Raw genomic sequence first — 16,182 nt, 5'->3', positions numbered from 1 at the left:
AAGAAACATATTTCTGATACTATAGAAAAAGTTAGATATGGTTTTAGTAGAAAGGATGATGAACATGACAGAAAGACTTTATTATAGCAATCCCTACACAAAAACGTGGGAAACAGAAGTGACAGAGACGCGCGCTCTTTCAAATGGCTACGCTTTAACATTAAAACAAACTGCTTTTTATCCAGAAGGCGGTGGACAGCCTTCTGATTACGGTACTATTGCCGGAATTGAGGTAAAAGATGTTTACGAAGAAAATGGAGAAGTATATCATCTCGTTGATACACTGCCTGCACAAACGAACGTCACGTGTGAAATTGACTGGCATCGCCGCTTTGATCATATGCAGCAGCATAGCGGACAGCACTTACTTTCAGCTCTATTAATCGATACATACGATATTCACACCGTTAGCTTTCATTTAGGAAGCGACGCTGTCTCTATTGATTTAAATGTACCTCAGTTATCTCATGAGCAGCTATTACACATTGAAAAAGTTGTAAACGACGCTATTTACAGCAACCGCCCCATTAAAACGTACGAAGTGAAAAAGGAAGACTTACATACTCTTGCGCTTCGCAAAGTGCCCGAGCTAGAAGACGAAGTGGTACGCATCGTAGAAATTGAAGGCATTGATGTTTCTGCCTGCTGCGGTACTCATGTGAACCAAATTGGAGAGCTGGGTCTCATTAAACTTACGAAAACAGAAAAGCAGCGCGGCAATACACGCCTCTTTTTTAAATGCGGTATGCGTGCATTAGCTGATTATCAGCAGTCTCAAGAAATCGTAGCAGAACTTAGCAACAAATTCAGTACAAGCCGTGAATTAGTTGTAGAACGCATTAAAAAATTGGAGACTGAACAAAAAGAGCTGCAAAAACAACTAGAAGAATTAAAAAATGAAAATGCTGCTTATTTAGCGAGTGAACTAGAAGCAAAAAAAGAAGGTTCATTTCTGTACTATCACTTTGAAAACCGTACATTAAAAGATGTGCAAGCTTTGACAAAGCAGCTGCTTCAAACGCCTGATACGACGCTTCTTTTTGCTTTTTCAAGTGATCAAAAAGTCTTACTGGCTCACAGCGGCAGTGTGGTAAAATGCGGAGAGCTTTATAAAGAGCTGCTTCCGCTTTACGATGGAAAAGGCGGCGGCGGACCAAAACAAGCTCAAGCCAGCTTCTCATCTTCTGAAAATATGAACGCATTTATTAGCGCAGTAAAAGAAAAAATAACTGAAGCATAACAAAAAGCCTGTCTTTAAAAAGACAGGCTTTTTCCACTCACTCAGCTTACTAAATAGCCAATTAATAATCCAATTGATAAAGTAAATCCAAAAAACGTATTTGTTTGCGCGGTTGCTTTCATCGCAATAAGCTCTCCGCGTACAAATGCTTGTACGGCTTGAATTGGCTTAGGTGCACTAAGAAACACTAAGAAAATCCAAGGGCTAATATCGAAGAATACCACTAATGCAACGGTCCAAATATACGCAATGCCAAACAAAGCAGCTAAAAATCTGATCGCATTTTTAGAACCTAATAAAATAGCTAGCGTACGTCGTCCACCTTTTGTATCTTCTTCTATATCACGAATGTTGTTAGACAAATTAATCGCGCCTACTAAAATCGCAATCGGAAGTGATACAAAGATGCTTTCAGACGTTACGGTATTCGTTTGAATAAAAAATGAAATCAACACGAACATCGCGCCCATGCAAAGACCTGAAAATAATTCTCCAAACGGCGTATACGCAATCGGAAGCGGTCCGCCTGTATACAAATACCCAATCGCCATACCTACTAATCCAACTAAAGCAAGCCACCAGCTGCTGTTTGCACATATATATACGCCTAAAATAAGAGCAATTCCATAAGAAATCAGTGCTAAATTTAATACCGTTTTCGGCTTCATTCCGTGTCTGACGATGGCTCCTCCGATTCCTACGGAGTCTTCTGTGTCTAACCCGCGTTTAAAATCATAGTACTCGTTAAATAAGTTCGTCGCAATTTGAATCCACAAACATGAAAAAAGCATCGCAAGGAACATCCAAACGTTCACATGGCCATAAAACATAGCTAGAACTGTTCCAATTAAAACGGGTACAAACGATGCTGTTAGCGTATGAGGACGGGTTAATTGCCACAAAATTTTCCCTTTACTATACTGCTCGACTGCAGCTTTGTTTTCTTTGTTATGACTTGTCATCATCCTCTTCCCTTCTATTACGAACCGTATCTCTATTTAAAAGTGCTGCTTTTAACATAATGAATGATAGCAAACTTACTCTAAGACAATACACGTCCGCCCAACAAAAAAATCACGGAATCCTTTAAAATATAAGTTCCATCTTATATCATAATAATTTATTGCTCTTTTTACAAGATGACCGCTTATACATTTCCGCCTTTTTTCTACAAAAATCTGCTTTGGCGCAGAAATTCGCAGCAAAAAAATTAAAAGTCTGTATAAAAAATGAGATTGAGACATAAAGAAACGAATTCAATCTAAAGACGAATAAATGGGATACATGAGCTGAACTGCTTGTGACACCGCAGTTTATTTCCGTGCAAGACTTGACTTTCCTCAGGAGTCTTCGCCTTGCCCTCCAATCAACCGCTAGAAGCCTCTACATACATGAAACCTATGTTCACTATCACAATGAAAAGATCCGAGCGATTTATCGTTCGGATCTTCCTTCAACTAACATACGTTTATACAAGCCTCTTTTTTATCTCTATATCTTATTAATTAAAATCGTAGTCGTCCCCATGTCTTCTGCGAAATCTTTTATGAAAACACGAATCGCATATCGCATGATCATGATTCCAAGGAAGGTCTTTAGAACACGCACTGCATGTTCTTTTAAATTTTTTCATATCTTTTCTCAATACGTTATGGATTTTATCTGTAAGCTCTTCTCGGACACGCTCCCAGTAAATAGCTTCCGGTCTTCTATCCATTCGATATAGAAATAAAAGATGCAGGCCAATCGCTTTATAAGACAGCTCTAATTTTTCCAGTGAACCTTCTATTATCCTTGGTTCAGGTAACTCTTCTCTGTTAACAATCGCATTCATGCTAGCCACCCACTGCTTTTTCAAAGAGCTTTCTTTAGCTGAAAAAGGAAGCTGCAAGTAGCCATATAAATCAACAATTGGCATTTTCGCTTCAATCAGCGTGTCTTTCACTTCCTCATAAAGCTCACGTTCTTGTGCCAGGTTTGATTTTTGTGTACCTTTTGGATTTTTAAATTTAGCCCACATGTCAAAAAACGTTCCGAGGTCATGATGATATTCTTTAAATCTTCTTAGCATATCTGAAGTAGGCGCAATTGAAAATTTGCTGATTTGCTCGTCTGTTGAAAATAATAGTTCTCTCATTTGCTTTGCATCTTTAGCGAATGCAACTTCTCCAACATTGTAGAGCCCCTTCCTTCCAGCACGACCTGCAATCTGCTTTAACTCTTGAGAAGTCAGCAATCTCCTCTTTTGCCCGTCAAACTTCATGTTTTCTAAAAGCACAATTCGTCTAATTGGAAGATTTAATCCCATTCCAATCGCATCTGTAGACACAATGACATTTGTTTCTCTATGAATGAACTGCTCAATTTGTTTTCTTCTTGTTTCAGGCGGCATACTTCCATAAATCACGCTAACTTTATGACCATCTTTTTCTAGCTTAGCCGCTGTTTGGAGCACCTTTTTACGCGAGAAAACAATTAAAGCATCTGCGGGTTTCACTTGTTCAATTTTGAACTTTCGAAGATCTACTTTTAAAGGTATATCTCTTTCATACTCATAAATTTCTGAGATCACACCGTCTAACATCTCTTCTAACATACTTCGAATGCTTAAACTTCCGATCACATGAACTTGTTTGGCATTGGCTCGGGTGATGGCTTTATACCATGAAAACCCTCGGTCTCTGTCTTGAATCATTTGTGCTTCATCAATGACTGTTACATCGCCATGTTCTAATTCACTAAACATCTCTACGGTACCGGCCATGTGCTGAGCATCTTCAACAATCTTTTCTTCTTCACCTGTTTTTAATGAACAAGCAACTCCGTCTTTGTTCAGCTTTTCAAAAACTTCTAAAGCTAACAGGCGAAGCGGCGCTAAGTAACTACCCGAAGCAGCTTTTTTTAATGACTTTAATGCTGTATACGTTTTTCCTGTGTTTGTATCACCGAGATGAAGAATGTATTCCGTTTCTTTTCTTGGGTCCATTTCGTATTCGGCCCCAAAAATATAATTTAATTGTCGCTGTTCTTCTTCAATCAGCTTTTTCTTTTCTTCACGTTCACGTTCTTGTTGTAATCGTCTTTGTTCCAGCTGCTGTTGATATCTTTCTTGATGCTCTTCGATCGTTAAATTGTGATCTGAAACTTCTAGTACATCGGAAAGCTTTTCTTCTACAAGCATTCTTTTATATTCATAGACCAAATCCGATAAATCACTTCTAAGTGCTTTTATAATATCAATTCGTGTTACCGAAGCATTTGTATAAGATTTATATTCTTCTTTAAATGAAGCAGGAAGGTCATCCATAATCATAGTTGGAATGATTTCATAAATCTTATCGGTGATAAATACCTCGTATACATCCTCATACGTTTCAAACAAGATAATCGTTGAATATCTGTCTAATTCTGAGCTTACGTTCCCGGTGAGCTCTTGAAAAAAGTCATGAACCGTTTCATAATCATGACGTGTTAAATCACCGTTTTCTATTAATTCATCTTCAAGCTCAGTATGCGGCGCATAGTTTTCAATATACTTTGAGTTTGTTTCAATGTCTTTTGATAGCTGATATGAAAGCTTTTCTCTTATATGTAGGTAATACAGCTCTTTGTTTGATTCCAAAATAGGAGCTGATTCTAAATTTGACTGTAATTGATACCTAGCTTTTCGATCATTAATACTTTGCTGTCTTTCTTTCTCTTTTCTTTCTTCTTCTTTTTTGGCAAATTCAACTCTTGCTTCTCCGTATAGAGATAGCCACTCTGCTTTATTGCCCTTTCCGTACTGCTTTTCTAACCAAGAAAAAGCATCAAATTCTATACCTTTTCTCGTTTCTTTAGCAAATAACTTATCGATAGCTTGAGGTTTATATCCTTTTATCTCAAAGCCTCTTTCTGTTAAATACGATTTTCTGTTTTTCTTAGATACAGAAGAAACAACTATTTTTCTCCACGCAGTCCCCCAGGCTTTTTTAATAAAAGAGTGCCTGTCTGTTAAATACGTCTCTAAATCCGGACATTCGTCTTGTTCACCTAATACGCTTTTTATATCCTGTAGCAATGTATGCTTAGTTTTTTCAATGGCCCTGCCTTGAATAGCCTCTAATTCGAGCATAAAATTCTCCTTCGGAAAGTTTTCCTACATTTATTATAGAAAAGACCCCTTATAGAATCAAATACATTGTTACCACTTTATTTGAAGCTAGATTAAGAACTTCTCTTTCCCATGCTTTTGCTTATTTCTCACCTATTTTCAAGGCAAAAAGCTCCTTTAAACAGGAGCTTTTGATATTTTTTAGATAATTCAGTCTATTTAAAATATCTATCAAGCATTTCTGTCGATTCCCTTTGAGTAAGTGATGGAGAGCTGTGAAAGCTTGGTTAACGATACGTGTAAAACACCTGTAAATAAAAAAGCTAAGATTGTTGCGCCTGTGGCTAGCGGGTGAACGTACGTAAAATAATAGGCAAATACAGCCCCCACTACGTATGATACATACACATGAAGGTTAAATCCTTTTATATACCAGTATATTTTATTTTCCTTATCTAAAATAGCTGAAATGTCATAGTGTTTTCGGCGAATGATATAATAATCAACAAGAACAATCGCAATAATAGGAATAAATAAGACGCCGATCATAAGCAAAAAGCTTTGAAAATTTGTCATTAACCACTCTTTTAATAAAGAACCTAGGACTGTGACAACTCCCATCGTTAGTGCCGGTATCCAAAAGCGCTGCTTTGGAAAAATAGATAAATAAGACATTGTTGCGCTATACAGTACCATTACGTTGGTCGACAACACCGATAAAAAAATGACGATGGCTGCTACTAATCCTAACAGCGGGCTATATGCGCCGATTAAATTTACCGGGTCATACGTTTGCGTCATATTTCCGAGAATTGAAAAGCCGGAAACCGTTGCTCCTAATCCCATCGCAATCAAAGTCGCAACGTTATAGCCTAAATAAGTTCCCGCAATTCCCGTTTTTTCAGATTTACAGTTTCGGTTATAATCGCAAACAATAGGAATCCACGTAAAAGCTGTAGCTACTACAATATCAAAAGCTAACATTCCTGTAATACCAGGATTTTCGCTTGCTTTCATTTGAATTAATTTTGCTGCATCAAATTCGATAAACAAATAGCTAAACACAACGGTTGCTAAAATGACCATAAGCGTAGCTACTAATTTTTCCGTTGCTTCAATGCCTTTGTGTCCGTATATAGAAATAGCTACTACTAGTACTTGAGTAAGAATTGTAAATAGATTGATATTGCTGTAACCGGTCAAAAAGGTGACGGCATGATTTAAACTTAGCCCTGCCATGTAGGCTTGAATCCATGCCCATCCTATTAATGTAATAAGATTAACAGCAGCAGGAAGCATAGCCCCTCTTTGCCCAAAAGCTGGTCTCATTAAAACCATGGTTGGAAGACCGGTGCGAGTTCCGATATTCCCCATCAGCACGAGCGGTATAGCACCAACTAAAGAGCCAAGCACAATAATAAATAATGCCTTTAAAAAGGTCATATCGGGTACAAACAGCATTCCCGTAAAAACAGTCGTTACTACCACATTGGCTCCTATCCACATGGAAAATGTAGAGAAGAAGCCCATACTTCTTTTATTCATTGCAATCGGCTGCACATCATCATGGGCGAGACCACTTTTTGTTGTCATTGCTTTTCCACCTTTCACTTTTATTGATACCAATTGGCTCGAGCTAGCTTGGAATTTGTATTCACATGTTTTGTTTCAGTAAAAGCAGCTAATCCTGATGGACCTAACTCCCGGCCAATGCCGCTTTCTTTAAAACCGCCCCAAGCCGTTTCAATATGAGGCGTATGGTAGCCGTTGATCCAAATCGTTCCCGCTTGAAGATGTTCAGCAACTCGCTCTGCTTTCGCTACATCATTCGTTAAAATTCCTGCAGCTAAACCAAATCTCGTGCCGTTGGCAAGTGCTAGGGCTTCTTCTTCACTTGAAAAAGATTGAACAGTAATGACCGGACCAAATATTTCTTCTTGTACGACTTTCATATGCTGCTTCACGTCAACGAGCACAGCCGGCTTTATATAGTTTCCACCTTCGCAGTCGATTAACGTTCCTCCCGTTAATAAATTCGCACCTTCTTTTTGACCTAGCTTTATAAAATCCCGTATTTTATTCAGATGCTCCTTGCTAATAACCGGACCCATCTCCGTTTCTTCTCTTAACGGATTACCAATTTTTATAGTAGCAACAGCCTCCGTAAGAGCAGAAAGAAATGGCTTATAAATAGATTCGTGTACGAGTATACGCGATGAAGCTACACACACTTGTCCTTGATTAAAAAACGAGCCAAACATTGTCCAGTCTACCGCAATATCAATTTCGCTATCTTCAAAAATAAGAAGCGGAGATTTCCCTCCCAGTTCAAGCGAAACTCTTTTCATTTCTTTTGCACACTGCTGATAAATACGTTTGCCTGTTTCTGATCCTCCTGTAAAAGAGACTTTGGCTACGTCATTGTGTTTAACTAGCGTACTTCCCACTTCACCGTCTCCCGTAAGTAAATTAAACACGCCTTCTGGTATACCAGCTTTTTTACATAGTGAAGCTAACTTTAAAAAAGAAAGCGGCGTTAATTCTGACGGCTTAAACACCACCGTATTTCCAGCTGCTAAGGCAGGAGCCAGCTTCCACATGCCAAGCAGCAAAGGAAAATTCCAAGGAACGATTAGCGCGCATACGCCAATAGGTTCTTGAATGATTTTACTGTTTGTGTCGTCAAACATGTTCTTTTTCCACGGCTGATTTTCTTCTATTAAATTTGCGTAATATTTTAAACAATTAATTGTATCTTCAATATCTAACTGCGCTTCTTTTATCGGTTTGCCTGTATTTAATGTTTCTGTTTCAGCGAATATACTCGCTTCATTTTCTAATAAATTTGCTAGTTTCGTAAGCACCTCTACACGCAGTGACTTATTTTTCTTCCATTCACTCTGTTCAAAAGCCTGCTTTGCTTTACCTACCGCTTCCTCTACTTGTTGAAGCGACGAATCAAACACTTCCGCTATGATTTTATTGGTCGCTGGGTTGATTATTTCTCTTTTAAATGGTCTTACTTGCTTCTTATCTATTTTTACATTTACTTGCCCGTTCATAGTCAAACGCTCCTTATAGAAAACTCTTATATAAAAGTGGGAAGATAATAGTACCTTCCCACTTTTAACGTCTTGTTTATATTCAGTCGCGTGCTTTTACTAACAGCGCTTCTTCTTCTTTTGCTTTTTTCCTTAACGCAATAAGCGTGATAAATTCATAGACAATATTAGCGGCCGCTGCTGCTGTAATTTGACCATGATCATAAGCTGGCAGTACTTCCACTAAATCAAAACCGACAAAGTCAATATTTGTTAAGCCTCGAACGAATTGAAGCGCATCGTCAATACTTGCACCTGAGACTTCAGGTGTTCCTGTTCCCGGTGCGTAAACTGGATCTAAAAAGTCAATGTCAAACGATAAAAATACGGGTCCTTCTCCTACACGCTCATGAATAATATCTAGCATTCTTTCAACGCCCAGTTTTTTATATTCATTTGTCGTATACAGAGCTAGACCTAAGTTCTTTGCATCTTCTAAATCTTCAATGCCGTACAGACCGCCTCGCATACCGATTTGAATCGAGCGCGATACGTCGATTAACCCTTCTTCAATTGCTCGTCTGAATACCGTACCGTGATTGTATTTTTGTTCAAAATAGCTATCCCACGTATCAGAATGAGCATCAAACTGTAAAAGTGCTACCGGTCCGTGTTTTTTTGCAATCGCACGAAGTTCACCAAGGGTCATCGAATGATCACCACCTAGTGAAATAGGAATAATACCTTCATTCACAACCGGTGCTAGCCCTTCTTCAATTTTTTTATATGTTTCTAAAATATATCCGGGAACAACTGACAAATCACCGTAGTCCACGCCTGAAATGTAATCAAAAATATTAATCTTTTGTTCTGGGTTATACGGGCGAAGCAAAATGGAGAAATCTCGAATAGCTTCCGGTCCAAAACGTGCTCCTGTTCGAAAAGATTGACCTGAATCAAATGGAATACCCGTTACAATAAAATCCATCTCTGAATTTACTTGTTCTACGTACGGAAGTCTCATAAATGTACGTGGTCCGCAAAAACGCGGAGATTCAAATGAATTTTTCGGCTGATATTTTGGCATGATTTATTCCTCCTAGTGGGTTTCATTCATTAGCGCCGCATCATTATTTTAGATACTGACGCTTTTTATTTAGATACTTTTTACTAATGCAAAATGCATGCCAATTTTTATCGCCTTATTCCGCGCAATTATGGACGATTTTTAATTCATAATAGAATCAAAACAAAAAAACTGATTCAGTATTGAATCAGTTAATTCATAATGAATTAAAATCTCATTATTTAATATTGTATTTTCTTAAACGTCTTACAACCGTAGGCTGGCTAATTCCTAATGTATTTGCCATTTCATACGTTGTTTGACACTGTCGATAAGCGCGAATCAACCAGTTTTTCTCCACTTCTGCAAGTGCTTGCTGAAGCGTCATTCCCTGGGAGGTTAACGTGTCAAGAGACTCCCATTCTTCTTTTTCACTGCTGCCATTTTCTGAATAAAACGGGAGGTCTTGAGGCGAGATACTGTTTTCATCCGTTGTTAGCACAAGGCGTTCAATTGTATTTTCAAGCTCGCGAACATTTCCAGGCCACTGATGTTCAAGAAGTAGATTTAATGCTTCTGCGTGAAAAAATTTCTTCATGTTATATTTTTCATTTTGTTTATGTAACACGTGATAAAGCAGTGCCGTGATGTCTTCTTTTCGCTCGCGAAGTGGAGGAATGGTAATCGGAATAACGTGCAAGCGATAAAATAAATCTTCGCGAAACGTTCTTTTTTTGACCATTTCTTCAAGCGGCTGATTTGTTGCTACAATCAGCCTGAAGTTTACGTGTTTGGCTCGTTCACTTCCAATTTTAGTGACTGTTTTTTCTTGCAGCACTTTTAACAGCTTCACTTGCATATCAAGAGGAAGCTCTCCTATTTCATCTAAAAAAAGCGTACCGTTATGAGCTAATTCAAACTTTCCTATTTTCCCTTTTGTACTTGCACCTGTAAAAGAGCCTGCTTCGTATCCAAACATTTCAGATTCGAACAAACTAGCTGGAATGGCTCCGCAGTTAATTTCAACAAAAGGCTCTTCTTTTCGTTCACTTCCATAGTGTAAAGCACGGGCAAAAGCCGTTTTACCAACACCCGATTCACCTAGCAGCACAACCGTTGCATCGCTGTCTGCCACGCGATTAATAATCGACCATACCTTTTTCATCGATTCACTTCGTATGACCATCTCATTTGACTGCTGTTCACGAAGCTCTTCCACTTCTAGCTGATATGTTTTCATTTTCACTTCGAGCTGCTGGTAATCTTCTTTTAAGCGCTGAAGCTCTGTTAAATCATGCGAAAAGCTGATTACTCTTTTCATACACTGATGTTCATCATACACGGGAATACCGGTTGCCATTACAACTTTGCCCGTTTCTGTTTTTTGCATCAGCTGTACTTCTTTCTTTTTCTTTAACACTTCAATCGTAACGGAAGGTGAAAATATCCCGCGGTCTTGCAATTCATATACGGTTTGTCCCACTAACTCTGACACCTCATACCCGTATATATCGCAGCAGTTTTGACTCGCTCGTAAAATACACCCTTTTTCATCAGTGATGACGATATTGTCGTTAGAAGCATGCAAAATAGCTTCAAGCTCTCGTTCAATCATCTCAGTGCAGTACTCCTTTTCATTTAATCTGACTTTTCAAATATTTATTTCTTCTATTTTATCAGTAAACTCCCTTATTCAACACAAAAAGCTCCTTTAATAGGAGCTTTTGTCTAAGATATCTGCTTCATTTTTCGTTTGAATAACGCTACTTTAATCATAAAATAAGTAATGTTTTCAGGTAATTCTTCTTTGATTGGCTTTAACTTTTCATCACCTACTGACGAAGCGGCTTGTAAAATAAGCTGTTCGTCATCATCCGAAAGAAAAGGCGCCCAGTCAATTTCTTTTTCCTCTTCCGCACATTTAAACAAGTGATTTTCAATAGTAATACGGCTCAACTCACGTTCTTCAGCAATTTCATCTAACGATTTGCCTTGCTGAAATAGCTCATACGTCATTAAGTGAGAGCCTTCTTTTGATGAAGCTCTTGCTTTTTTCGGAGCAGGCGCTGACACTTCTCGCTTTCGATCTGGATGTTCTTCACAAAACTGTTTGATTTCAGAAGTGAATCGTTCTCCGTATCGCTCTTGTTTTTGTTCTCCCACTCCTTTTACAGTGGCGAACTGTTCAAGCGTTACCGGAAGTTTTGTACACATATCATGAAGAGTATCGTCTGAGAAAATAACAAAAGGAGGCACGCCGGCTTCGTCTGCCAGCTGCTTTCGAACGGAGCGCAAATGAGCAAACAGCTCGTCATCTTGGACAATTTGCTTCACTTCCATTTGTTCTTTTCTCATTACTTTTTCCGTTCCAAGAAGCACGCCTTTTCCTTTGGCCGCTACGGATAAAGTAGGAAATGACCCTTGTCCTACTAAAATAAACTGCTCTGAAATCAAATACTCAATAAAATCGCTCACTTCTTTAGCGGATCGATCGCTCATGACGCCGTACGTTTTCAGTTTATCAAAACCAAAATCCACTACTTTTTTATTTCGAGAACCCGTTAACACTTGAGCGATCATCATTTTACCAAAACGTTCGCCCATACGAATCATACAAGATAACACTTTTTGCGTATCAACCGTTACGTCTATTTCTACACGATCATCCGTACAGTTGCTGCAGCGCCCGCATTCATGCGCTTCACTTTCTCCAAAATAATGAAGAATATACGCTTGCAAGCAGCCTTCTGTATGACAGTAGTTCACCATATTTTGCAGCTTTTCAAGATCTTGAATCTGCTTTTTAGGATTCGACGTTGACTGTTCAATCAAAAAGCGCTGCACGCGAATATCTTGAGGTGAATAAAGCACAATACACTCACTTGGAAGTCCGTCACGACCAGCACGTCCTGCTTCTTGGTAATAGCTTTCCATATTTTTTGGAAGCTGATAGTGAAGAACGAAGCGAATATTCGATTTATCGATCCCCATTCCGAAGGCAGACGTGGCTATCATTACCTGAACGTCATCTTGAAGAAAGCGGTTCTGCTCTTCATCACGGCTGTTTGCGCTCATACCAGCATGGTATTTCGATACGTTAACTCCTGATTTTTGCAACCTAGCGTGAAGCTCTTCAACATCTTTACGCGTAGCGGCATAAATGATGCCTGCTTCTTGATCATTTTTACGGATATACTGATCGATATAGCTGATTCGATCCTGACCTTTCACCACGGCGAACGATAAATTTTCACGTTCAAACCCAGTCATCACCGTGTACTCTTCATTAATATGAAGAGCTCTGCAAATATCTTCACGCACTTGAGGCGTCGCAGTAGCCGTCAACCCCATCACAATCGGAGCGTTAGACAGCTTGGTAATTAGATCACTGATACGCAAATAACTCGGTCTGAAATCATGACCCCACTGTGAAATACAGTGCGCTTCATCTACCGCTACAAGCGGAATAGGAAGCATTTGAAGCTGTTCTAAAAATTGAGGTGACTCCAGTCGTTCCGGCGCTACATAAAGCAACTTATACTCGCCAAGTGCCACTTCTTCCAAGCGCTGCTGCACCTCCGTATGCGTCAGCGAGCTGTTAATATACGTGGCCGGAATACCAGCTGCGTTCAGCGTATCCACTTGGTCTTTCATCAAAGAAATCAACGGAGAAATAACCAGTGTCGTTCCTTCTAAAAGCAATGAAGGAATCTGATAACAAAGTGATTTCCCTCCTCCTGTCGGCATAATACAAGCTGTATTGTGCCCTTCTAAAACGTAACGAATCGACTCTTCCTGTCCTTTTCGAAATGAATCATAGCCAAAATAGGACTGTAAATGTGTTAAAGCCTGTTCAAACTGCAAAATAGCGTCCTCCTTTAAAATAAGTAGAAATAGTAGTTGAGGGATCCATTGGAAAGAATTGAGACGTAGAGTTTTATTTTATCAAATCTTATAGGAAGTTGCACAGAATTCGTTGATTTAAGGTTATAGCAAAAATGATAAGCGAAAAGCCCTCAATTTATAACTCTCTTTCCTATTACAAACAGTCTTTTTATGTATGTCAGGACTCCTTTCCTAAAAATCTTTCCCCATTCCATTCTTTTTTCCTGTATACTTAAGAATAGGAAAGAGGTGCTTATCACGAGACATCCTGTAGAAACGATTTATTATTTAGAAAATCCACAGCGTAATATTTCAACATATGCTTCGACAACACAGTTAACGGTTGAGTCTGTTGTGAAAGATGTGTTTGGTGTTGCTTGCGTAGCAGATATTAAAATTATGCTCCAATATAATAAAGAATTCCGCAAAAGTATTAGTCAATTACACAATGCAATGGACGATGATCTTACATTAGAAATGGTTTTTCGAGTTGCTTCAAAAGAAGATTTGCTTCGATTTAAAAAAAGTTTACTTGAAAGTAGTTTAGATGACGCAGAAACGTCAATAGACTGTCCATTCAGCGCAACCATTCAATTACAAGACGGTCGATATACATGGAACGAGTCTACTTCTGTTTATGAAAAACAAAAAGAACGTCTTTCATCTTAAATTTCTCTATTTTTATGTATGCAAAAAGCCTGGATCTTAGCTGTTTAAGATCTAGGCTTTTTTGGAGTTCGTTCTGTCCCTTGAGGGTAAAAGACTAAAAAGATAAGTGCGGAATTTTCATTTTTATAAAAATATTACTTTTACAATAACCTTTATAATGATATGTTTCTCCCACCCTGGTATCATAGTTATCATAGAAAAAACCATTTGCTTTGATTATAATCCGCGCTTGCTGTGACATTTCTATTTAAACGTCCAGTTTCACTGTAATTATTTTTTAAAAAAAGAATCGGACTGTTTACAATCTTTTATACTAATACTATTTTTTAAAAAAAGTTTTAAAAATACGCCCATGTCTTCTTTACCACTAGAGTGTTTATATTACATTCAGAAAGGTCATACTAACTATGCGAAAATTTTGTGACAGAATGGAGCATAGCAAATGAATGTAATGGAATCACTTCTTACGTACTTAAAATCCACACATAATGACGATTTTCCTCCTTTGCACATTGGTGAAGCAATGGGGTGTTGGCTTTATTTTACAGCTTTAGCAGAAGAAATCCCTGCGCTTGAAACATCTTTACATACTACAACTGATAAAGAATTAGTCAAACTTGTAAACGAATCAAAAGATTTGGCAGAATCTCAGTTGGATGCTCTTAAGCACTTTATGCTGAAAGAAGGACTCCCTCTTTCTGAAATCCCGGCTGCTAAGCCTGAATCGAACTCACAAGATATCCCTCTTGGTGCAAAAGCAACCAATACTGAAATTTCGAATTTGATTTCAGTAAAAGTAGCTTCAAATATTGTGATGTGCAGTACAAACATTAGTCAGGCCATTCGAGAAGATCTTGGAACGATGTGGCTCAAATTTCATACCGAAAAAGTATTGTTTGGCGTAAAGGTCAAAAAATTGATGCAAGAAAAAGGCTGGCTAAAGTACCCTCCTACTTATTATCCGCCAGGTGCTCCTCATAAATAACAAAGGTTTTTATCTTCCTTGTATGTTAGACTTTTTAACTCAATTTTATAAAATAGGTTTTATCACTTTCAATAACGTGTATACACAAAACAAGAAGACAAGTTAATTAAACTTCTCTTCATTACTAAACGTATTGCAGAAAGCTGTCTATCATACAAGGAGGTTTTTTGAAATGGTAAATGTAAAAGTAGTTGAAAATGGGGTACAGGCAAAAGATACAATTGAACAATTTTTGCGTGAAGGATTTACAAAAGATGAAGTTTATTTACTTGCACACCATCAGGATCGCTCCGAGGATTTAACAGCCGCAACAAACACAAGCACTATCGGTCTTTCTGAGCAAGGTGTATTTGATTCAATTGCGAATGTATTTCGTTCTCGAGGAGACGAGCTTCGCGCCAAAATGCGTTCGCTAGGATTATCACAGCCAGAAGCTGAACGCTATGAAGAAGAATTAGATCACGGTAAAGTAATTGTCGTTGCATCAAAAGTTGCTTAATCTAAAAGCCCTACAGCAGGGCTTTTTTATTTTTGGCTTCTGCCTTCCTTACCCTTTCATTAAAAAATACTTTCCCTCCCCTCATTTATATAACAGAGATGAGCAGTCCATTTTTATTGACTCTCTTTTTTATATGCTATTTTAATTTGTTGATAAGGGATTAAAAAATGAAATAGATATGATTAAAGAAGTTCTTAAGACATATGATTATGGAGATAGAAGTTACTGCGAGGAGTGATATATTTGATTATAGGAATTGAATACACAAAACGTGTAAAAGATGGATTAGTCGTTAAAAATATTCCTTACAAAATACACGATAAACCTTGTGATGAAGGCTGCTGCAAAAATGATAAAACGATAGGCCTCAGAGATAAATTGAGGGTTAATTGGCTTTTAAATGTTTTTATGCCTAGCAAACATATAGCAGTATTTGATTATAAATATTGGTCAGAAGAACTAACTTCACTATGGAGAGAGCATCGAAGAAAAAATATATAATAATAAGATAAAAAAATCTCCTTGATAAGCAAGGAGATTTTTTTCTATTTACTGCACCTTCTAGCACCAACGTATTTATCGCAATTTTAACAATCTTTATACGTTCAGATAGTGAACTAATTAATCTCGTTCAGGACTTAAAAACTGGCTCAATCTCAGATTGATTCACTAGAAAATTAATAATAAAAAAAGGAATCCCCCTT

The 16,182-nt window shown here is 38.0% G+C and carries 12 protein-coding genes; 5 read left to right on the top strand and 7 right to left on the bottom strand.

From position 1 onward, the window contains the following. The first annotated feature begins 64 nt into the window (after positions 1-64). Complete coding sequence (locus ACO1DI_RS00060; RefSeq protein ID WP_423144913.1) at positions 65-1,240, top strand: alanyl-tRNA editing protein; 1,176 nt, start codon at positions 65-67, stop codon at positions 1,238-1,240. A 41-nt stretch (positions 1,241-1,281) separates the two neighbouring features. Here the strand turns inward: ACO1DI_RS00060 and ACO1DI_RS00055 are convergent, their stop codons facing one another. The 7 genes from ACO1DI_RS00055 to recQ all read right to left on the bottom strand — a co-directional run bounded on the left by ACO1DI_RS00055 (position 1,282) and on the right by recQ (position 13,304). Further along, positions 1,282-2,202 (bottom strand): 1,4-dihydroxy-2-naphthoate polyprenyltransferase, encoded by a 921-nt coding sequence (locus ACO1DI_RS00055; protein WP_025752322.1) that lies wholly within the window; start codon positions 2,200-2,202, stop codon positions 1,282-1,284. A 539-nt stretch (positions 2,203-2,741) separates the two neighbouring features. Then, complete coding sequence (locus ACO1DI_RS00050; protein ID WP_423144912.1) at positions 2,742-5,354, bottom strand: helicase-related protein; 2,613 nt, start codon at positions 5,352-5,354, stop codon at positions 2,742-2,744. 210 nt (positions 5,355-5,564) lie between these two features. After that, positions 5,565-6,926 (bottom strand): purine-cytosine permease family protein, encoded by a 1,362-nt coding sequence (locus tag ACO1DI_RS00045; RefSeq protein WP_014460190.1) that lies wholly within the window; start codon positions 6,924-6,926, stop codon positions 5,565-5,567. Between the two features lie 20 nt (positions 6,927-6,946). After that, positions 6,947-8,395: an aldehyde dehydrogenase family protein gene (locus ACO1DI_RS00040; RefSeq protein WP_014460191.1), complete on the bottom strand. Its 1,449-nt coding sequence runs from the start codon at positions 8,393-8,395 to the stop codon at positions 6,947-6,949. A gap of 82 nt (positions 8,396-8,477) precedes the next feature. Continuing rightward, the gene (gene speB / locus ACO1DI_RS00035; protein WP_115653842.1) at positions 8,478-9,461 is read right to left on the bottom strand and encodes an agmatinase; all 984 of its coding nucleotides are present in this window, start codon (positions 9,459-9,461) and stop codon (positions 8,478-8,480) included. Positions 9,462-9,678: 217 nt separating this feature from the next. Continuing rightward, the gene (locus ACO1DI_RS00030) at positions 9,679-11,055 is read right to left on the bottom strand and encodes a sigma-54 interaction domain-containing protein (protein ID WP_115653841.1); all 1,377 of its coding nucleotides are present in this window, start codon (positions 11,053-11,055) and stop codon (positions 9,679-9,681) included. Between the two features lie 113 nt (positions 11,056-11,168). Then, positions 11,169-13,304, bottom strand: a complete 2,136-nt coding sequence (gene recQ, locus ACO1DI_RS00025) for a DNA helicase RecQ (RefSeq protein WP_115653840.1) — start codon at positions 13,302-13,304, stop codon at positions 11,169-11,171. 270 nt (positions 13,305-13,574) lie between these two features. Between recQ and ACO1DI_RS00020 the strand changes: the two genes are divergently transcribed. The 4 genes from ACO1DI_RS00020 (at position 13,575) to ACO1DI_RS00005 (ending at position 15,979) form a co-directional block, all read left to right on the top strand. Continuing rightward, entirely contained in the window at positions 13,575-13,994 is a 420-nt protein-coding gene (locus ACO1DI_RS00020; protein ID WP_013056956.1) for a hypothetical protein, read from the top strand. Between the two features lie 442 nt (positions 13,995-14,436). Continuing rightward, positions 14,437-14,979, top strand: coding sequence for a DUF3231 family protein (locus tag ACO1DI_RS00015; RefSeq protein WP_423144911.1), 543 nt, complete (start codon positions 14,437-14,439; stop codon positions 14,977-14,979). A gap of 172 nt (positions 14,980-15,151) precedes the next feature. Then, the gene (locus ACO1DI_RS00010) at positions 15,152-15,478 is read left to right on the top strand and encodes a general stress protein (RefSeq protein ID WP_115653839.1); all 327 of its coding nucleotides are present in this window, start codon (positions 15,152-15,154) and stop codon (positions 15,476-15,478) included. 243 nt (positions 15,479-15,721) lie between these two features. After that, positions 15,722-15,979: a hypothetical protein gene (locus ACO1DI_RS00005; protein WP_014460199.1), complete on the top strand. Its 258-nt coding sequence runs from the start codon at positions 15,722-15,724 to the stop codon at positions 15,977-15,979. Positions 15,980-16,182: the final 203 nt, after the last annotated feature.

This window comes from Priestia sp. 40, from assembly GCF_049368575.1.
Taxonomy (GTDB): domain Bacteria; phylum Bacillota; class Bacilli; order Bacillales; family Bacillaceae_H; genus Priestia; species Priestia zanthoxyli.
The sequence above is the reverse complement of the archived record's forward strand: the minus strand, read 5'-3'. Positions and strand labels throughout refer to the sequence as shown.